Origin of the sequence: Nitratireductor luteus, from assembly GCF_026162365.1 — a bacterium.
GTDB lineage: Bacteria > Pseudomonadota > Alphaproteobacteria > Rhizobiales > Rhizobiaceae > Chelativorans > Chelativorans luteus.
Genome location: NZ_JAOANW010000006.1, coordinates 167,847 through 186,463 on the forward strand (window position 1 = coordinate 167,847; position 18,617 = coordinate 186,463).

Here is an 18,617-nt window from a genome sequence, read left to right on the forward strand (position 1 = left end):
TGTCTACACAATTATTTTAGGGGAGGCGCGGAAGCTCGACGAGACGCTCGACCGGGCGGCGGCAGTGCATCGTCCCGCTGCTTGCATGGCGGGGCGGCAAGCGCTAACCATGCCCCACGCAACAATTGTGAATGAAAATGACCTACCGCTTCACAAGCTCACTGCCCTACCTGCTCAATCGCGTCGGCGTCAGAATGGGCGAGCTGTTTTCGCAGAGGCTCGCGGAACATGACCTCACCCTTCCCATGTACCGTGTCATGGCGGTTCTTCGGCAGGAAGGCCCGCAGCGGCTGAGCGATCTCAGCGCCATGGTCACGGTCGAGATTTCGACGCTCTCGCGGCTGGTCACCGCCATGAAGCGGAAAGGCCTGGTCTCGCGCGTACGCCCTGAAGACAATGGCCGAACGGTCCGGATCGACCTGACCAAGACCGGGGAAAAGCTGGTGGACAACCTCATGCCTGTTGCCGCGCATTTCGAGGAGGTGGGCATAAGGAGCTTCAGTGAGGACGAGGTAGCCCGGCTCAAGAACGCTCTGAAGCAGATTCATGAGAATCTCGAAGAGATCGGCGGTTCCGATTAGAAGCGCCTAATATGATATCTGGGTGTCGAGCAGATCATGGGAACGGTGCCTGCGGCTATTCTGGTCATCTTCCATCATGAGATGAGGCAAACAGCGTTGCGCAGTGAAGCGTCGGCGCGCGAGGGCGAATGCGTCTCGCCCACGCCCTCCGTCTGAACCGCGCGCCTCCACAATCTGACAGGCACTTTGAAGAAATCACAGGCAGCACTGCGCCATTTTTGCAGCGGACCCTTTGATACTGCTCTACGCCTGCAAGGCGGGTTCCGCTCGTTGCGCCGCCGGCGTCTCGCCGAGATCCCAGAACAGCCCCGTCATCATCTCCAGCGCTTCTTCCGTCATAGAGATCAGTGTGTGCTCGTTCGGTGCGTGCTGCGAGCAGCCGGGGTAGGAATGCGGCACCCATACCGTGGGCAGGCCGAGAATCCCGGCAAAGGTCTCATTGGGCAGAGAGCCGGCGAGGTTGGGCAGGATGGCCGGCTTCTTACCAGTCGTCGCGATGATCGACTCCTTCACCCGCGCCACCCAGGGATGGTCGGGGTCGAGCCGCGTGGCGCGGAAGAAGCCGCGATCGGCGGGGATGATCTCCACTTCCGCAAACCCCTGCCTGTCCAGATGGCGGCGCAGCGCCGGCAGGATGTCGTCCGGGTCGGTGCCGACCACATAGCGCAATTGACAATGGGCGTTCGCCCGGGCGGAAATTGCGTTGACGGGCGCTTCGGGCACGCCGCTCTTCTGCGCCAGCACGGCAAAACTGTTCCAGCCGAAGACACGCTCGGAGGGTGTCAGGCTCTCCTCGCCCCAGTCCGGATCGATAGCGGGCCCGTCATAGCCTCCCACCGGGCAGTCCCTCAGGGCTTCGCGCACGGCTGGTGTCAGGCTGGTCGGGCGCCATTCGGGGATCTGGATCTGACCGCGCCGATCAACGATGCTGGTCAGCGCATGCGCGAGCACGATGGCCGGATCGCGCAGAAGCCCGCCCCAATTGCCCGAATGATGCGGGCCGCCGCGAAGATCGACGCGAAGGTCGAAATTGATGGCGCCACGCGATCCCATGAATAGCGTCGGGCGCTCTGGATGCAGGCGTGGGCCATCCGAGGCGATCAGCACATCGGCATGGAAGAGCTCCCCGTTCTGCTCGAAGAGCTCTCCCAGCCCTGGCGAACCGCATTCTTCACCCATCTCGATGATGACCTTGCAGTTGAAGCCGAGATTCCCCTTTTCGGCGAGAACGGTGCGCAGCGCGGCGATATTAATGCAATGCTGTCCCTTGTTGTCGGCAGTGCCACGGCCATAAAGACGGTCCCCCTCGCGTACCAGCCGAAAGGGATGCAGGCCCTCGCGCCATTGTTCGGTCTGGGCGCGGATCACGTCGCCATGGCCGTAGACGAGCACGGTCTCGAAATCCGGGCTCTCGATGCGCTCGGCAAGAAGGAACGGCACGCCGGCATCGACCGGATTTTCCAGGATCCGGTGCGCGAAGCCGAGCTCGGCCAGCTTCGGCACCATCTCCTCAATCAGATAACGCCGGAGCTCCGGCCGCTTGGCAGGCTCCTGGCTCTGCGTATCGAAAGCGACCATGCGGGCGAGTTCGTCCTCGAAACCGCCGGAGGTAAGATAGTCGTTGATGCGCGCGATGGCGCTGTCGCGGGTCGCCAAGTCAGGATCCTTCCTTTTCGTGCACGGCATCGCCCCAAGGCGACATGACTTCCGTGCAACCCATATTCATGCCGTTCTCCCGTATCACGCCTGCCGGACAGGCGAAGGCGTAGGGGAAAACGGTTCGTTGCGTGGTCACCACCGGGTGGATGCCCTCCAGCGCCGCGAGGATGTCCGGCGCCAGGGTCTCGTCGGCGACGATCGTGCCCGCACCGCTGTTGTCGATACGCGGATGGTGGAATGCCTCTTCCAGCGACATGCCGAAATCCGTCATGAAAGAGGTAAGATTGAGCACAGCCGGCAGGATCTTCCGCCCACCCGAGGCGCCGATGGCAAAGCGCCTGCCGTCCTTCTCGCCGATGGTCGGGCAGACATTCATCAGGCATCCCTTTCCGGGCGCCAGCGAGTTGGGCTTGCCGGGCTCTGGGTCGAACCACATGATGCCGTTGTTCATCAGCAGGCCGGTGGAAGGCGAAACGACGCGCGAACCGAAGATGGACAGCAATGTTTGCGTCACCGCGCACATATTGCCATTCTTGTCGACGACGCTGAAATGGGTCGTGCAGGAGGGGGCGTGCGGAGCTTCCGCGTCGCCCATTTCACGCAGGCGCCGCTCGTAAGTTTTGCCGAGAGCGCGTGCCATTTCGGCAAAGCTCGTGCTGTCAGGCCGTGCGCCGGGCGCGAAGGTTTTTTCCATCATCGCCAGACAATCGGCCAGATTTCTGCCCGCCGTCAGGCCCTGTGCCGCATGAACGGTGCCGCCGCGATAGGGCGTGTTGATGGTCCCGGTGAGCTGTGCACGATAGGACATGAGATCGTCGCGGGAAAGGGAGCCGCCCTTGGCCTGAATGTCGGCAACGAGTGCGGCGGCAATGTCGCCCTCATAGAAGTCGCGCCCGCCCGCCTCGGCCAGGCGCGTCAGCGTATCGGCCATGCGGTCCTGGTTCAGTCGCGTCGCCGACAGCGCCGTCCAGCCGGCGATTTTCGGCCATTGTCCATCGTCGAGAAACAGGGCCGCCGCGTCGGCGTCCTTTGCCAGTTCGCGTGCTGTCGAGGCAATCAGCAGCGAGGCGTACCAGTCGACCAGCAGACCCTCACGCGCAAGCCCCACTACCGGCAGCAGAAGATCTTTCCAGGAAAGAACTCCGTAGGTCTCGTGAGCCAGTTCCATGCCGGCGACCGTGCCCGGCACGGCAATGGCAGTCGCGCCCTGCACATTGCGGTCGTCCGCCACCGCCGGCCATGGGAAGAGATCGGAGGCTTTTCCAGCGCCTGAAAGGGGATAGTGCGCAGGGTTCAGGGATGCGGGCGAGCGCATGCCGAACTGGATCGTGCGCGCCTGCTGCTCGTCCTCGCGCCAGACGACCATGGCCCCACCCCCCGCCGGTCCGCTCATCCACGGCTCGACAACACCGATTGCGAAGGACGTTGCGACAGCAGCATCCACCGCATCGCCACCTGCCTCCAGCACGGAAGCCCCGATCTCCGCTGCAACCCGGTGCTGGGCGGCGACCACGCCACCTTTCGTGGCCACGACATGTTTGCGCACGCTCTGCGAGCGCGAAAAATTGCCCATCATCCGGTCCTAATTTGTGGCGGCGCCATAAAGGTGGCAATCCACATGACCGCCCGCCCCAACGACATGCGGGGGCGGCGTGGTCTTGCAGGCAGCACGGGCTTGTGCGCAGCGCGGATGAAAGCGGCAGCCCGAGGGCGGCGAAATCGGGTTGGGATAGGCCGCGCCCAGGTGCGTGTCGGGAACCGAGAGGGCGGGATCGGGCGTCAGCACCGAATCCAGCAGAGCCTGCGTGTAAGGGTGGCGCGGGCCGGCGAAGAGCTCGGCCGCCGGCGCCTCCTCGACGATCTGGCCCAGATACATGACCGCCACGCGGGTTGCCAGATGCTCCACCACCGCCAGATTGTGGCTGATGAAGAGATAAGTGAGGCCCAATTCCTGGCGCAGATCACCCAAGAGGTTGAGGATCTGCGACTGTACAGACACGTCCAGCGCCGAGGTAGGCTCGTCGCAGATGACGATTTCCGGCTTCATGATAAGCGCGCGGGCAATCGCCACGCGCTGCCTCTGGCCGCCGGAAAGCTGGCTCGGGTAGCCGCGCCGCACACGGGCGGGCAGGCCGACCAGATCGAGCATTTTCGTCACCGCTTGCATGCGCGAGGCATGATCGCCCACATTGTGGACCACCAGCGGCAAAGCGATGATATCCTCGATGCTCTTGCGCGGATTGAGTGAGGAATAGGGATCCTGGAAGATCGGCTGGATGCGACGCGCCAGAAGCCGCCGCTCACGCGGGCCGATCTCCGCGCCATCCACCAGAACCTTGCCGGTGGTAGGCGCCTCAAGGCCGAGCAGGATCTTCGCCAGTGTGGATTTGCCGCAACCGGATTCGCCCACCAGCCCCACGACATCCTTGCGGTTGATGCGCAGGGATACGCCGCCCAGCGCATGGAGCGGCTTGGCCGCGGCGAACATACCCTGCTTTACCTGATAGGTCTTGGTGATGGCGGCGAGTTCGAGGATCGACGCCGTGGCTTGCTCGCTCATGCCGGCACCCTCCCCTCGTTTTCATGCCCCTCATTCTCATGAATGCAGCGCCAGGCATGCCCCGTTTCCGTGTGCCGCTCGGGGACAGCGGAAGCACAGGCAGCTTCAGCGACGTCGCAGCGGGTGCGGAAGGCGCAGCCTTCCATCCGGCCGATCAGCGACGGCACGATGCCGGGAATGGAGCCCAGATGCTCGCCCGGCTTCGTCTTGCCGGGCACAGGGATGCAGCGCAGGAGCCCTCTCGTATAGGGATGGCGCGGATGCCTGAAAATCTCCTGTGCCGTGCCCTGCTCCACCACCTCGCCGGCATACATGACGGCAACCTTGTCCGCGATGCGGGCGACGACGCCCAGATCATGGGTAACAAGGATCATCGCCATGTTCATCTCGCGTTGCAGATCGGCCAAGAGCCGGAGGATCTGCGCCTGGATGGTGACGTCAAGTGCCGTGGTCGGCTCGTCGGCGATGATCAGCTCCGGGGCGCACATCAGAGCCATGGCGATCATTACGCGCTGGCGCAGGCCACCCGAAAGCTGGTGCGGATACTGCGAAAGGCGGCTTTCGGCGGCGGTGATGCCGACCTTGCCCAGAAGCGCCACCGCGCGGGCGCGCGCCTCCGCCCTGCCCGTCTTGTTGTGCAGCAGGTACGCCTCTTCCAACTGGTCGCCGATCGTATAGGCGGGGTTGAGCGAGGTCATGGGCTCCTGGAAGATCATCGCCATGCGGTTGCCGCGCAGATCGCGCATCTGCCGTGGTTTCTGGTGCTGCAGATCGATCCTGGCGAATTCCAGCCGGCTGGCGGCGCGCTTGAGGTTCTTCGGCAGGAGACCCATGATGGCGAGCGAGGTCAGCGATTTGCCGCTGCCCGATTCCCCGACGATGCACAGCGTTTCGCCGCGTTTGAGATCGAAGCCGATGCCGCGCACGGCATGCATGGTCCCCTGGCCCATCGGAATGTCGATGGTGAGATCGTGAACGCTGAGAATGGGGTCACTCATGATCGGCCTACCCCTTGTTTTCCGGCGCGGATACATCGCGCAGCCCGTCGCCCAGAAGATTGATGGCAAGAACCAGGATGAAGAGCGCGATACCGGGTATGGCGATTACCCACGGTTCGAACAGCATCATCTGCTTGCCCTCCGAGATCATAATACCCCACGAAGGCGTTGGCGGCTGCACGCCTAGGCCGAGGAAGGAAAGCGCCGCCTCCAGCAGGATCGCATGCGCCATCTCCAGCGTCGCCACGACGATGAGGTTGTTGGCGATGTTGGGCATGATTTCCGAGAGGATGATGCGCCGCGTCGAGCAGCCTATGGCTTTCGCCGCGTTGACATACTCCAGGTCGCGCACCTGCAGTACCGAAGACCGCATGACAACGGCGAAGCGGTCCCACAGAAGCAGGCCTAGCACGCATACTACCACTTGCAGGGATCCGCCCAGGACGGCCACCACCGCCAGCGCCACCAGCACGACAGGCATGGCCAGACGCACGTTGATCAAGAAGGTGACAATGAGGTCGATGCGGCCGCCGAAATAGCCGGCGGCCACCCCCATAGCCGTGCCGATGATACCTGAAATCAGTGCCGCGAAGGCGCCGATGGCGAGCGAGATGCGCGCGCCGTAGAGAAGACGGGCCAGATAGTCGCGGCCGAGGTGATCGGTGCCCAGAATGTGGTCGGGATCGCTGCCCGTCATCCAGAAGGGAGGCTTCATCCGCGCCGCCAGATCCTGCGCATAGGGATCGTGACCTGCAAGCAGCGGTGCAAAGAGAGCGATCAGAACGATCACGAGCAGGACGGTGATGCCGAAGACGAGGCCATAATGGCCGAAGATGCGCCGGCGCAAAAGCGCAACCGGGCTCGGCGTGCGGACCTCTTCGGCGATGGTGTCGATGGTACGCGCCATGTCAGCCCACCCTGATGCGCGGGTCGAGCCAGGCATTGGCCAGGTCCGACAGGAATGTGAATACGATGTAGAACAGCGAGAAGATCAGGATCAGCGCCTGCACCGTCGGCAGATCGTTGCGCGCGATCGACTCCCAGGCGAGATAGCCGGCTCCGTGAAGGGCGAAGATCGATTCCACGACGATGGACCCGCCCAGCATGAAGCCCATTTGCACGGCGGCGAGGCTGACCACCGGCACCACGGCATTGCGCAGCGCATGCTTGAACATGACGCGCATCTCGCTTGCGCCTTTGGCGCGGGCGGTGCGGATATAATCGGCGCCCAAAACCTCCAGCATGCCCGCCCGCGTCAGCCGCATGATGGCCGGCATGGCGTAATAGCCGAGCACAACGGTCGGCATGATGAAATTCTGCCAGCCGTTGGAGCCCGATGGCGGCAGCCAGTTGAGACGGATGGAAAAGATCACGATCAGCACCAGGCCGAACCAGAAGCTGGGCATCGCCTGGCCCATGACGGAGATGAAAAGTGCCGTCCGATCGATCAGCGTGTTGGGGCGCATGGCCGCCGCCACGCCCAGCGGCACGGCGGTCAGGAGCGCGAAGGAAATACCGCACACGCCAAGCAGCATGGTGATCGACAGGCGGTCGGCGATCAACTCCGAGACTGGCATCTTGAAGTAGTAACTCTGGCCGAAGTCACCGCGGAGCGCACTTGTCAGCCAGTCGCCATACTGCACGAGGAACGGCCTGTCGAAGCCATAGAGCGCGCGAATGGCGTCGACGTCGGAGGCGCTGGCGTTTTCGCCTGCGATGGCGGAAGCCGGATCGCCCGACATGAACAGCAGGCTGAAGCTGAGCAATGACACGGTCAGCGTCACCAGCACCGCGAGCCCGAGCCGTTTCAGTGTGAATGCAAGCATTTGCACCCCGATTCATGAGGACGGCGCGCCGCAGAAACACATGCTCCGGCGCACCCAAAAGGATGGTTACTTCCAGCGCATCTGGAAGAAACGAACCACCTCGTCAGGGGTCGGCGTGTATTCCGCGTCCTGGGTAAAGACGTAGTTGGAATTATAGGAGAACAGCGGGACCCAGTAGGCTTCGTCCGCGATCTTCTTCAGCGCCTTGGAATAATTCTCCTTGCGCACCGCCGGGTCGACCGAGGTGTCGGCGAGGTCGAGCCAGGCCTTGACCTCGTCGTCGCGGGCGAAGTCCTCTGCACCGTGCTTGAAGAACTCGCTGGTGATGGCGGAGGCGTCGTTCACCGAATAGGAGCCCCAGGTCTGGAAGCTCATCTGCGTCTCGCCACTGCGGCGCAGGTCGCGCAGCGCCGAATACTGCAGATATTTGAGGTTTGCCGTGATCCCCACCTCGGCCAGATAGGCCAGCATCGCCTCGGCATATTCGCGGTTGCGATAGGCGTAGAGATCGATCTCGAAGCCTTCCGGATAACCCGCCTCGGCGAGAAGCGCCTTGGCCTTCTCCGGATCGTAGTCATAGGCGGTCACGTCCTGCTCGCAGCCGAACTGGGTCGGGAAGCAAGCCGAATTGACCACCTTCGACGCTCCCTTGAGCAGGTTGTCGACGATCGCCTGGCGGTCGATCGCATGGCCGAGCGCCTGGCGCACGGCGCGCTTGGTTATCGGATGGTCGCCGCTGCGGCCGGCCGCATCGAGTTCCAGATAGCCGATGCGCATCGTGCTTTCATTGACCACGTTGAAGCGGCCCATGGCGGCGAGCTTCTCCGCCTGGTCGGCTGGCACGCCCCAGATGAAATCGACACCGCCGCTGAACAGTTCAGCCAATTGCGTGTTGACGTCGGGGATGGTGCGAATATCGACGGTGCCGATGGTCGCCTTCCCCTTGGGGCTATCGTGATAGCCTTCATACTTCTTCAGAACGAAATGCTTGCCGGGCTCGACGCTTTCAACCATGTACGGGCCGGTGCCGACTGGCTTCAGCGCCATCCCGGCCGGGCCGACCTCGGCGTAATACTCGTTCGGGTAAATCGAAACCGGCCCGGAAAGATATTCCAGCGCGGCCGGGAACGGCCCGCTGGTGACGATGCGAACCGTGTATTTGTCGACCTTTACGGCTTCCTTCATCCAGTTGACGTTGCGCTGGACGACCGCGCCGTTTTCCGGATCTGCTACGTAGTTGACCGTGTAAACCACATCGTCGGCGTCGAATTCCTCGCCGTTGTGGAACCGCACGCCCTCGCGCAGCTTCAATTCCAGCGTCGTGTCGTCGACCCATTCCCAGGAGGTGGCGAGATTGCCTTCATACTCACCCGTCTCCTGGTTGAGATAAAGCAGCCCATCCCAGATGGAACGCTGCAGGATAACGCCCTCGCGGGCCGAATTGAAATAGCTGTCGACCGACTCCAGCTCTTTCGTGAAGGCTGCGTTGAGCGTGTCGCCTGCCTTGCCCGCCAAGGCATGACCGCCCGTCATGACGGCGGCCAAAGCAATCGAGCCCATCAAAATGCGTGATTTCATTTGTTCTTAAGCCGGCGCGAAACCGGCCCCCTCTGATTGGCATCTTTTTATTATATTATGATACGGTACACCGTATAATGGTTCAGCGTATGAGCGGGGATTTTGCTTGTCAAGAATGAGGCGATGCGATTTACCGGCGCGATGGACAGGGGACACAGCATTGACCAAGCAGAAGCAGGACACGCTGTTTGTCGGCTCGCTGGAAAAGGGAATGCGCGTGTTGAGCGCTTTCGGCGAGCGTCACCGCGCATTGGGTTTAACGGAGATCGCCGCCCTCACCGGCCTTGACAGGAGCGCCGTGCAACGGCTCGCCAACACGCTGCACAAGACGGGCTACCTCAACAAGGACCCCGAGACGCGGCGCTACAGCCCGTCGCTGAAGTTTCTCGAGCTGGGAAATGCCTATCTGTGGTCCGACCCTCTGGTCCAGCTTGCCATGCCTAAGCTGATCGAGCTTGGCCGCAAGCTTGGCGAACGCGTGAATGTTGCGCGGCTCGACGGAGACCAGATTGTCTACGTCATCCGCATCCCCACGCAGCTGACGAGCTTCGGCGCGATGATCGCGGGGCGCCGCCTATCGGCGCTCACTACATCCAGCGGCCGCGCCATGATCGCCTGTTTGAGCGCCGCCGAACGCAAGCACGCAGCGGAAACCTGGCCGCTCACCGCTCTGACACTGAAGACGACGCTGGACCGGGCCAAGATTGCCGCCACGATCGAGGAAGCGGCCGCCTGCGGCTATGGCCTGACGGTCAGCGAAAACATCCTCAACGAAATAGGCATCGCCGCCCCCATTCTCGCCGCCGACGGCCGCCCCGTGGCAGCCGTGCAATGCTCGGTGTCGAGCATGAAATGGAGCATCGAAAAAGTGCGCAGCGGCATTGCCCCCCATCTGATCGAGGTGGCGAACTCCATCCAGTTATCCTGAGGCGGCCTGCCTTGCTTTCAGCCGTTGCGGAAGGCGTAGCTGTAGCCGTTGATCGCCGGCACGCCGCCCAGATGCGCGTAGAGCACTTTTGAGCCCTCCGGGAAGAACCCCTTTTTCACCAGGTCGATCATGCCCTGCATGGATTTTCCCTCATAGACGGGGTCGGTCATCATGCCTTCCAGCCGCGCGCAAAGGCGGATCGCCTCCTTGGTTTCCTGCGATGGCACGCCATAGATGGGATAGGCGTAGTCCTCATTGAGCACCACGTCGTCTTCCTCGATCGCACGCCCCAGTTCCACAAGCGCCGCTGTCTTCTGGGCGATGTCGAGCACTTGCGCCTTCGTCTGCGCCGGCGTTGCCGAGGCATCTATGCCGATGACGTTGCGCGCCCGACCGTCTGCGGCGAAACCGACCAACATGCCGGCATGGGTGGAGCCGGTCACCGTGCAGACCACGATATAGTCGAACTTGAAGCCGAGCTCTTTTTCCTGCGCGCGCACCTCCTCGGCAAAGCCCACATAGCCCAGCCCGCCATATTTATGCACCGAGGCGCCGGCGGGGATGGGATAGGGCTTGCCGCCCTTCGCCTTCACGTCCTTCAGCGCGTTTTCCCAACTCTCGCGGATGCCGATGTCGAAACCCTCGTCGACCAGTTCTACATCCGCGCCCATGACCCGGCTCAACAGGATGTTGCCGACCCGGTCATAGACGGCATCCTCATGCGGCACCCAGCTTTCCTGCACCAGCCGGCATTTGAAGCCGATCTTGGCCGCTGTCGCCGCCACCATGCGCGTGTGGTTCGATTGCACGCCGCCGATCGACACCAGCGTGTCGGCGCCGGAGGCGATGGCGTCGGGCACGATATATTCCAGCTTGCGCAGCTTGTTGCCGCCGAAGGCAAGGCCCGAATTGCAGTCCTCGCGCTTGGCGTAAAGCTCTACCTTGCCGCCCAGATGCGCGGTCAGGCGCTCCAGCTTCTCGATGTGGGTGGGGCCAAAGGTGAGCGGATAGCGTTCGAATTTTTCCAGCATGGGCAGCCTTTCCGGATGAAGGGGGAGAAAGCCGAAAGCTAGCGCATCACATGCGGAAGGTGCTTTCAAAGTTTACCTTTGATCTCATCCAAAATAGCTATAGACATCGGTTATTCGACCGAAATCCTACTTTGCAGCCGGATATATGAAAGAATCTTCCGAGAAGCAGGCCTTGGACAGGATCGACCGCAAGATCCTGCGGCAGTTGCAACGCGACGGCCGGTTGACGAACGCGGATCTGGCCAGGCTGGTCGATGTCAGCCCGGCCACCTGCCATCGTCGCACCGAGCGGCTTTTCAAGGCCGGGTACATTCGCGGCGTCCACGCTGCGGTCGCACCCGGACGTGTGGAACGTGGAGCATTGGTTATGGTCGGCGTGGTTCTCGACCGCTCGACGCCGGAGAGCTTTGCCGCCTTCGAGACGGCGGTCCGGAAGCTGCCGTTTATTCTCGACTGCCATCTGGTTGCCGGCGACTTCGATTACTTTCTCAAGATCCGCGTGCGCGACATGGCCGATTTCAATCGCCTGCACGGCAGCCAGCTCATCGCCCTGCCAGGCGTGCGCCAGACGCGAACCTTCTTCGTCATGAAGGAGGTGGTGGACGGGGCGCTGCTCGATTTCTAGCAGCGCCACGGGCCAGGGCGCCTAAGGTCCACTGCGCCCTAATTGACGTCCTTGAGCAGTTCTCGCCGCCGGAATGAGATTTCCTGCTCAGCCATTCCCGTAAAGCGACTTGTAGGTCTCGCGCAGGACATTCTTTTGCACTTTGCCCATGGTGTTGCGCGGCAGGTCGCCGACAAAGATCACCCGCTTGGGCTGCTTGTAACGCGCGAGCCGGTCCTTGAGGCCGCCGAGCACCGCGTTCTCGTCTATGCCGGCCTCCGGCTTGCGCACGACGATCGCCGTGACGCCCTCGCCGAAGTCGGGATGAGGCACGCCGATGACCGCGCTTTCGACCACACCTGGGAGCAGATCGATCTCGGTTTCCACCTCCTTGGGATAGATGTTGTATCCGCCGGAGATCACGAGATCCTTGCCGCGCCCCACGATGTGAACATACCCGTCCGCGTCGATCTTCCCGAGATCGCCGGTGATGAAGTATCCGTCCGGGCGGAATTCGGCCTCCGTCTTTTCCTGCATGCGCCAATAGCCCTTGAAGACATTGGGGCCCTTCACTTCGATCATGCCCGTCTCGTCCGTGCCCAGCGTACTGCCCGTCTCGGGATCCGTAACGCGCAGCGAAACCCCCGGAAGGGGAAAGCCGACAGTGCCGGCGATGCGCTTTCCGTCATAGGGATTGGACGTGTTCATGTTCGTTTCGGTCATGCCGTAACGTTCGAGAATGGCGTGGCCGGTCATCTTGCGGAACCGCGTGTGGGTCTCGGCAAGCAGCGGCGCCGAACCGGAGACGAACAGGCGCATGCCGGACGCCACCTCACGGGTCAAGCCCGCGTGCTGGACGAGCCGCACATAGAAGGTCGGCACCCCCATCAACGCGGTCGCCTTCGGCATCAGCCGCAACACCTCGTCGGCGTCGAATTTCGGCAGGAAGTACATCGATGCGCCGGACAGGAGGATGACGTTGGAGGCGACAAAAAGCCCGTGCGTGTGGAAGATCGGCAGAGCGTGGATCAGACGGTCGGTCTCGGTGAACCGCCAGTAGTCGCGCAATGTCAGCCCGTTCGACAGGAGATTGTCATGCGTGAGCATCGCTCCTTTCGAGCGGCCCGTCGTGCCGGAGGTGTAGAGGATCGCCGCCAGATCGTCGGGCCCGCGCGGCACATCGCCGAAATCGGCACCCTCGCCCGGCATGAGCTGCAGCAGCGTCCCGCCACCCTTGTCGTCGAGCGTTTCGACGCGTGCTCCGTGCTTGGCCGCGATCGCGCGGATGCTGTCGGCTGCAGCGGGCGTCGACACCACCAGCCGCGGCTCCGCATCGCCGATGAAATAATCGAGCTCGGCCGTCGTGTATCCGGTGTTGAGCGGCAGATAGACGGCCCCGGCGCGCAGGCAGGCCAGATAGAGCATCAGCGCCTCGGGGCTCTTTTCCACCTGCACGGCGACACGGTCGCCGGGCTCCACCGACAGCTTCTTCAGCGTGGCCGCAAGGCGGCCGGAAAAGGCGAACATCTCGTCATATGTCCATACCCGCCCATCGAGCGTCTCGATGAAGGTTGCGCCCGGGCTGGCCGCATCCCTTATGGCGTCGAACATATGGTTGCTCATCGGGAAAACTCCTTGCTGCCTTCTCTTCTTGCACGCTCACTCGCGAGGCTTTCGCCTGCGTCCACGTCGGACACGGGCACCAGGCTCCGCGAAGCGCGGCCCGCCGGTGCCAGCCGCCGGACGGGCTGTGCCGCCACCACTTCGCCGCGCCCGGCAAAGGCCTCATGATTGGCTTCTATGTCTTCGAGCTTATAAAGATAATTGACCATCAGCCCATGCGCCTGACGCATCGCGCGCGGCGAGCGATCAGCGAGAAAGTTGATCCTTTCAAGCCGCGCGCCGTTTCCCAGATGGAAACGGGCGACCGGATCCACGATCTTGCCCCGGGCCGTTCTCGCGCGCAGGAAATAGCGGGCGGCCAGCACCGTCATGACAGGCCTGACCGCGGCAACGATCTCCTGCTTCTCCGCCCATTCGGGATCGTCCAGCACTTCCAGCCGTTCGCGCTCCCCGGTATCCAGCATGTCGGACACCTCCGGATGGCGTTCGCGCGACAACCAGTCAGCAAAAGCCGGCACCGGGGACAGCGTGACAAAGCTGTTGAGCTTGGGCAGTTCGCGGCGCAGATCCTCCACCACCTGCTTGATCAGGAAGTTACCAAAGGAAACGCCGCGCAGCCCTTCCTGGCAGTTGGAGATGGAATAAAAGACTGCGGTGGTCGCCTCCTCCGCGCGCAGCGGCGCCCGGTCCTCGCGAAGCACGTCCGCGATGTTCGCCGGCATCTCCTTCATCAGCGCAACTTCCACGAAGATCAATGGCTCGTCGACGAGCTGCGGATGAAAGAAGGCAAAACAACGTCGGTCTTCCGGCTTCAGCCTGCGCCGCAATTCGTCCCAGCCGTCTATGTGATGCACCGCTTCGTAACGGATCACCTTTTCCAAGATATCGGCCGGCGTCGACCAGCTTATCGGCCACAGCACCAGAAAGCCGCGATTGAACCAGGATGTGAAGAGATGCGCGAAATCGGCATCGACCGCTGCAAGGTCGGGTTCCCCGGTCTTGAGGCGTAGCAGTGCCTCGCGCATGCGCACCAGCGTCGCAATACCCTTCGGCGCCAGGTTCAGGCGGCGGATCAACTCCTGCCGCCGCGGCTCCGCCGCGGCGTGGAGTTCGAGCAGCGCCTTCGGCGTCGGATCGGCGCGGTAGGCGTCGATAGCCGTTTCCAGCCGTTCCGTGTCGGGCCCGAAACGACTGAGAAGCATCGTCATGAAATCGCGTTGCTGCGTTGGACTGAATTGCTCCCAGCGGTCCAGTATACCCTTGGCAAGCGCCATGCCGGAGGCCTCTCCCCGGCTTGAAAGAAGCGTTTCACAGGCCGCTTCGATGGCGCCCATGCCTTGGGCCTGGTGGTCGCGCGGACCGATGGACAGGATGCGGCGCCCGCGTTCGGTGATCGCCTGGAGCATGTCGCTGAAGAAGGTCGCCCCGTTCATTGCACAACTCCCATCATCTGGTTCGGCAGCCAGACGGCAATCTGCGGAAAGACGCACAGGATGACGATTGCCAGGAACATGACCAACACGTAGGGAAGCGCGCCCCACAGGATCTCCCTGGTGGGAACGTCGGGAGCGATCGCGTTGATGACGAACAGATTGAGCCCGATGGGCGGCGTGATCAGCCCCACTTCCATATTGATCGTCAGCACGATTGCAAACCAGTAAGGATCGAAGCCCGCCTGGGTGACGATCGGGAACAGCATCGGTGCCGTCATCACGATCACGGCCACCGGCGGCAGGAACATGCCGGCGACCAACAGGAAAACATTGATGACCGCCAGCAGCACCCAGCGGTTGACCTCCATGTCGCCAATGGCCGCGGCGATCGTCTGCGTGATGAAGAGCGAGGAAAGCGCGAAGGCGAAGAGCTCGGCCGCCGCCATGATCATCATGATCATCACGCTTTCGCGCATGGCCGATCCGAAGATGCCGGCAACCGGCCGGAAACGGAACAGCCGGTAGGCGATGACCACGACGAGAAGCGTCAGCATCGCTCCCACGCCGGCGGCCTCGGACGGCGTGGCGATGCCGCCGTAAAGCACGTAGAGCGTGCCGGCGATGATCATCAGGAAAGGCAGGACACGAGGCAGGCCAGCCAATCGCTCGCGCATGGTAAAGCGCGTGGCGCGTGCGGCGAATTCATATCCCTTGCGCTTGCAGTCGATGATCGCCCAGACCATGAACATCAAGATCAGCATGATCCCCGGGAATATGCCGGCCATGAACAGCCGGCCGATCGAGGTCTCCGTGGCGATGCCGTAAACGATCAGCGTCACCGATGGCGGAATGAGGATGCCGAGCGTCCCGCCCGCGGCGATAGAGCCGGTGGCAACGGAACTCGGGTAGCCGCGCCGCAGCATTTCGGGAATGCCCATCTTGCCTATGGCTGCGCAGGTGGCGGGCGACGAGCCCGTCATGCCCGAAAAGATGCCGCAGGCGCCGATATTGGACAGCACCAGTCCCCCGGGCACCCGGTTAAGCCAGCGGTCGAGCGAAGTGTAGAGGTCGGCTCCCGCCGGTGAGGAGGCGACCGCAGCGCCCATCAGGACGAACATCGGGATCGCCACATAGGCAAGGTTGGCGATACCCGAAAACATCGTGTCGCCCAGGATATAGAAAATGTCGAGACCGCTTTGCAGGAACAGGGCGACGAAGGCGGCAAGTCCGAGCGCGAAGGCGATCGGCATGCCCGTGCCCAGCAGCAGGAACAACGCGGCAATGATGGTCAGGCCGGCATAAGTCGGGCTCATCGGGCGTCCCCCTTTATCACGGGTTCGACAGGCACCAGACTTTCGGCACCGGCACTTTCGGGATCAGGCGATTGCATCGCATGACCCGAAAGCTGCGCCGCTATACCGGCGATATATTGCAGGCATAGCATCGCAAAACTTAACGGCAGGGCCGAAAGCGGTATCCATAGCGGCGGCGCCCAAACGCCGGAATGCCGCCAATTGCCCGCCCAGGCATCGTGGAACTGTATCCATGTCGCGGCGAGCATGATGGCGCAGAAGGAAAAGCCCAGCAGGCTGGCGACAAGACGCAGACGCCGGCGGACCCCATCGCTCACGACGAGTTCGACCACGTCGACGCCGACATGGCCGCCTTTGAGCAATACGTAAGGCGCACCCAGAAACATCGCGGCCGTCGCAGCGAAGACGACGAAATCGTTCTGCCAGATCGTCGGCAGCCGAAGGACATACCGCATCAGGATCATCTGGCAGACGACGATCATGGCTGCGATCAAGAGTCCGGTCGCCAGCACCGCAAACGCGCGCGACATATGACCGACACTGCGGATATAGACCTGCACCATTCGCAAGTTTCCTGTTGCAAGAAGAGAGTGACCGGCGGCGTACGCCCTTCGTATGCCGCCGGCATCCGCCCTTACTCCACAGCCAAGGCTTTCTCGATCAATTTGTCGCCGCCGGGCACGCGCTCCGCGAAGTTCTTGTAGGCGGAACCCTTGGCCACTTCGAGCCAGGCATCGTAATCGGCCTTCGACATCTCGACCACTTCGACGCCGGCTTTCTCATAGGTCTCGACCAACATCGCGTCGCCGTTCCTGATCTCGGCGTTGAAATGGGCCTCGGCCTTTTCGCCGGCGTCCAGGATCGCCTGCTGCTGCTCAGGAGTCAGCCTCTCGAACACGCTCTTGGACATCAGCACCGGCTCGTACATGAACCACAGGGCGTTCTCGCCCGGTGCCGTCAGGCATTTGACCTGTTCGAACAGCCGATAGGACACGAAACTGGCCGAAGAAGTGTTGGTGGCATCGAGAACGTTGGTCTGCATGCCGGTGTAGATTTCCGACGACGGCATGGAGGTGATCGAGGCACCGGCGGCGGCCAGCATTTGCTCGAACGCCGGGCCGGCCGCGCGGATCACCTGGCCTTTCACGGTGTCCGGCGAGGTAATGCAGTTCTTCTTTGATGCGAAGGCGCCGGACAGCCAGGCATCGGAAATCACGATAGCCCCCGCGTCTTCGATGATCTGCTTGATGTCGGCCATGAACTCGGAATCGTTCAGGCGCATGGCCCTGTCGAAATTGCCGACGAGGCCAGGCATCAGCGTTGCCGAAAACTCCGGATGCCGCCCCGACGCGTAGTCGAGCGGAAAGGAAGTCAGATCGAGCAAGCCGCGGGTCACAGCGTTCCACTGGTCGTTCGGCTTGTAAAGCGAAGCGCCGGGAAAGACCTGTATTTCCAGGCCCACATCGGCAGCGGCGACCTCGCGTGCGATCAGTTGCACCATCTCGTCGCGGATGTCTCCCTTACCTCCCGGGAACTGGTGCGATGCCTTCAGAATCGTTTGGGCCCCGGCGGTACCGGCGGCAAGGCACCCGATGGCGAGACAGGTCGCAAATTTCAGCATGTTTAGGAACTTTGGCATTTCGTCCTCCCTGATATCCTGGCTCCTAGCCCGGATAAGTGTCGTAGCTTGCCGATATTATGCATAATGTCAATTCTTGTATACAAAAGGATGTGATATGTATTTTGTCACGATTCTGATTTCGGGAACCCAATGACCGGCAACACATTCCACAAACTGCGCGACGAGATCGAAAACGGTATCGTGACCGGAATCTTCGAACCTGGAGAACGTCTCGATGAAGCGCAGCTCGCCGCACGTTTCGGTGTGTCTCGCACGCCCATCCGCGAGGCGCTGATGCAGCTCGGCGCGATAGGGCTGGTGGAGATCCGGCCGCGGCGCGGTGCGGTCGTTGTCGATCCCGGCCCCAACCGGATTTTCGAGATGTTCGAGGTGATGGCGGAACTGGAAAGCATGGCTGGTGCACTGGCAGCGCGCCGCCATACCGAGGAGGACAAGGCCGCCATCCAGGAAAGCCATGCGCGTTGCGAGCGCTCGGCAGCGAGCGAGGACGCGGATGCCTACTACTACGATAATGAGGTCTTCCATTACGCGATCTACGAGGCCAGCCACAGCGGCTTCCTCGCCGAACAGTGCGTGACCCTTCATCGCCGTCTGCGCCCATACCGGCGCCTGCAACTGCGCGTGCGCAACCGCATGAAGGTCTCTTTCAGCGAGCATGCGGCCATCGTCGAAGCGATCCTGGCCGGCGACGCCGAGGCAGCCCGGTCCCACCTGCGCGACCACGTCGCCGTTCAGGGCGACCGCTTCAGCGATCTCATCTCAAACCTCAGCAGGCGTGAGTCGGCGGCCACCAGCGGTCACCGCCGATGACAGTCTTGAACTTCGAGCCGACGAGTTCGCG

General features: G+C 62.4%; 17 protein-coding genes. 4 read left to right on the top strand and 13 right to left on the bottom strand.

The annotated features are described in order from the left end of the window. The first annotated feature begins 137 nt into the window (after positions 1-137). Positions 138-581, top strand: a complete 444-nt coding sequence (locus N1058_RS09735) for a MarR family winged helix-turn-helix transcriptional regulator (protein WP_265517511.1) — start codon at positions 138-140, stop codon at positions 579-581. Positions 582-824: 243 nt separating this feature from the next. Here the strand turns inward: N1058_RS09735 and N1058_RS09740 are convergent, their stop codons facing one another. From N1058_RS09740 to N1058_RS09770, 7 genes are all read right to left on the bottom strand, one after another. Next, positions 825-2,267 carry a M20 family metallopeptidase gene (locus N1058_RS09740; protein WP_420847963.1) on the bottom strand — a complete coding sequence of 481 codons (1,443 nt, stop codon included), beginning with the start codon at positions 2,265-2,267 and terminating at the stop codon, positions 825-827. After that, positions 2,239-3,813, bottom strand: coding sequence for a gamma-glutamyltransferase (locus tag N1058_RS09745; protein ID WP_265517322.1), 1,575 nt, complete (start codon positions 3,811-3,813; stop codon positions 2,239-2,241). Before N1058_RS09745 ends, N1058_RS09740 begins: the two co-directional genes overlap by 29 nt. Before the next feature lie 9 nt (positions 3,814-3,822). Next, positions 3,823-4,800 (bottom strand): ABC transporter ATP-binding protein, encoded by a 978-nt coding sequence (locus N1058_RS09750; protein ID WP_265517323.1) that lies wholly within the window; start codon positions 4,798-4,800, stop codon positions 3,823-3,825. Further along, a complete protein-coding gene (locus N1058_RS09755) occupies positions 4,797-5,798 on the bottom strand; it encodes an ABC transporter ATP-binding protein (RefSeq protein ID WP_274709220.1) in 1,002 nt (333 codons plus the stop codon). The genes N1058_RS09750 and N1058_RS09755 overlap by 4 nt, the downstream gene beginning before the upstream one ends. A gap of 7 nt (positions 5,799-5,805) precedes the next feature. Then, complete coding sequence (locus N1058_RS09760; protein ID WP_265517324.1) at positions 5,806-6,705, bottom strand: ABC transporter permease; 900 nt, start codon at positions 6,703-6,705, stop codon at positions 5,806-5,808. Position 6,706: 1 nt separating this feature from the next. Beyond that, a complete protein-coding gene (locus N1058_RS09765) occupies positions 6,707-7,624 on the bottom strand; it encodes an ABC transporter permease (RefSeq protein ID WP_265517325.1) in 918 nt (305 codons plus the stop codon). A 66-nt stretch (positions 7,625-7,690) separates the two neighbouring features. Continuing rightward, the gene (locus N1058_RS09770) at positions 7,691-9,202 is read right to left on the bottom strand and encodes an ABC transporter substrate-binding protein (RefSeq protein WP_265517326.1); all 1,512 of its coding nucleotides are present in this window, start codon (positions 9,200-9,202) and stop codon (positions 7,691-7,693) included. 160 nt (positions 9,203-9,362) lie between these two features. On the opposite strand from N1058_RS09770, the gene N1058_RS09775 reads away from it, so the two are divergent. Then, positions 9,363-10,130, top strand: a complete 768-nt coding sequence (locus tag N1058_RS09775; RefSeq protein ID WP_265517327.1) for an IclR family transcriptional regulator — start codon at positions 9,363-9,365, stop codon at positions 10,128-10,130. Between the two features lie 17 nt (positions 10,131-10,147). On the opposite strand, the gene N1058_RS09780 is transcribed toward N1058_RS09775, so the two are convergent. Then, positions 10,148-11,161 carry a 1-aminocyclopropane-1-carboxylate deaminase gene (locus tag N1058_RS09780; RefSeq protein ID WP_265517328.1) on the bottom strand — a complete coding sequence of 338 codons (1,014 nt, stop codon included), beginning with the start codon at positions 11,159-11,161 and terminating at the stop codon, positions 10,148-10,150. A gap of 145 nt (positions 11,162-11,306) precedes the next feature. Here N1058_RS09780 and N1058_RS09785 point away from each other — a divergent pair, with 145 nt between their 5' ends. Beyond that, positions 11,307-11,786: an Lrp/AsnC family transcriptional regulator gene (locus tag N1058_RS09785; RefSeq protein ID WP_265517329.1), complete on the top strand. Its 480-nt coding sequence runs from the start codon at positions 11,307-11,309 to the stop codon at positions 11,784-11,786. Positions 11,787-11,873: 87 nt separating this feature from the next. On the opposite strand, the gene N1058_RS09790 is transcribed toward N1058_RS09785, so the two are convergent. From N1058_RS09790 to N1058_RS09810, 5 genes are all read right to left on the bottom strand, one after another. Beyond that, complete coding sequence (locus N1058_RS09790; RefSeq protein WP_265517330.1) at positions 11,874-13,388, bottom strand: malonate--CoA ligase; 1,515 nt, start codon at positions 13,386-13,388, stop codon at positions 11,874-11,876. After that, on the bottom strand, positions 13,385-14,821 hold the full coding sequence (locus tag N1058_RS09795) for a malonyl-CoA decarboxylase (RefSeq protein ID WP_265517331.1): 1,437 nt from the start codon (positions 14,819-14,821) through the stop codon (positions 13,385-13,387). The genes N1058_RS09790 and N1058_RS09795 overlap by 4 nt, the downstream gene beginning before the upstream one ends. Beyond that, positions 14,818-16,134, bottom strand: a complete 1,317-nt coding sequence (locus tag N1058_RS09800; RefSeq protein ID WP_265517332.1) for a TRAP transporter large permease — start codon at positions 16,132-16,134, stop codon at positions 14,818-14,820. Before N1058_RS09800 ends, N1058_RS09795 begins: the two co-directional genes overlap by 4 nt. Further along, positions 16,131-16,697, bottom strand: coding sequence for a TRAP transporter small permease subunit (locus tag N1058_RS09805; protein WP_265517333.1), 567 nt, complete (start codon positions 16,695-16,697; stop codon positions 16,131-16,133). Before N1058_RS09805 ends, N1058_RS09800 begins: the two co-directional genes overlap by 4 nt. 71 nt (positions 16,698-16,768) lie before the next feature. After that, on the bottom strand, positions 16,769-17,773 hold the full coding sequence (locus tag N1058_RS09810; protein WP_420847964.1) for a TRAP transporter substrate-binding protein: 1,005 nt from the start codon (positions 17,771-17,773) through the stop codon (positions 16,769-16,771). Positions 17,774-17,905: 132 nt separating this feature from the next. On the opposite strand from N1058_RS09810, the gene N1058_RS09815 reads away from it, so the two are divergent. Continuing rightward, entirely contained in the window at positions 17,906-18,586 is a 681-nt protein-coding gene (locus N1058_RS09815) for a GntR family transcriptional regulator (RefSeq protein WP_265517334.1), read from the top strand. Positions 18,587-18,617 lie beyond the last annotated feature (31 nt).

What these genes read in the sequence shown, in the direction of transcription:
- N1058_RS09735 (WP_265517511.1), top strand. Translation starts at nt 138, where the DNA reads ATGACCTACCGCTTCACAAGCTCACTGCCCTACCTGCTCAATCGCGTC.
- N1058_RS09740 (WP_420847963.1), bottom strand. Translation starts at nt 2,267, where the DNA reads ATGCCGTGCACGAAAAGGAAGGATCCTGACTTGGCGACCCGCGACAGC.
- N1058_RS09745 (WP_265517322.1), bottom strand. Translation starts at nt 3,813, where the DNA reads ATGGGCAATTTTTCGCGCTCGCAGAGCGTGCGCAAACATGTCGTGGCC.
- N1058_RS09750 (WP_265517323.1), bottom strand. Translation starts at nt 4,800, where the DNA reads ATGAGCGAGCAAGCCACGGCGTCGATCCTCGAACTCGCCGCCATCACC.
- N1058_RS09755 (WP_274709220.1), bottom strand. Translation starts at nt 5,798, where the DNA reads ATGAGTGACCCCATTCTCAGCGTTCACGATCTCACCATCGACATTCCG.
- N1058_RS09760 (WP_265517324.1), bottom strand. Translation starts at nt 6,705, where the DNA reads ATGGCGCGTACCATCGACACCATCGCCGAAGAGGTCCGCACGCCGAGC.
- N1058_RS09765 (WP_265517325.1), bottom strand. Translation starts at nt 7,624, where the DNA reads ATGCTTGCATTCACACTGAAACGGCTCGGGCTCGCGGTGCTGGTGACG.
- N1058_RS09770 (WP_265517326.1), bottom strand. Translation starts at nt 9,202, where the DNA reads ATGAAATCACGCATTTTGATGGGCTCGATTGCTTTGGCCGCCGTCATG.
- N1058_RS09780 (WP_265517328.1), bottom strand. Translation starts at nt 11,161, where the DNA reads ATGCTGGAAAAATTCGAACGCTATCCGCTCACCTTTGGCCCCACCCAC.
- N1058_RS09785 (WP_265517329.1), top strand. Translation starts at nt 11,307, where the DNA reads ATGAAAGAATCTTCCGAGAAGCAGGCCTTGGACAGGATCGACCGCAAG.
- N1058_RS09790 (WP_265517330.1), bottom strand. Translation starts at nt 13,388, where the DNA reads ATGAGCAACCATATGTTCGACGCCATAAGGGATGCGGCCAGCCCGGGC.
- N1058_RS09795 (WP_265517331.1), bottom strand. Translation starts at nt 14,821, where the DNA reads ATGAACGGGGCGACCTTCTTCAGCGACATGCTCCAGGCGATCACCGAA.
- N1058_RS09800 (WP_265517332.1), bottom strand. Translation starts at nt 16,134, where the DNA reads ATGAGCCCGACTTATGCCGGCCTGACCATCATTGCCGCGTTGTTCCTG.
- N1058_RS09805 (WP_265517333.1), bottom strand. Translation starts at nt 16,697, where the DNA reads ATGGTGCAGGTCTATATCCGCAGTGTCGGTCATATGTCGCGCGCGTTT.
- N1058_RS09810 (WP_420847964.1), bottom strand. Translation starts at nt 17,773, where the DNA reads ATGCCAAAGTTCCTAAACATGCTGAAATTTGCGACCTGTCTCGCCATC.
- N1058_RS09815 (WP_265517334.1), top strand. Translation starts at nt 17,906, where the DNA reads ATGACCGGCAACACATTCCACAAACTGCGCGACGAGATCGAAAACGGT.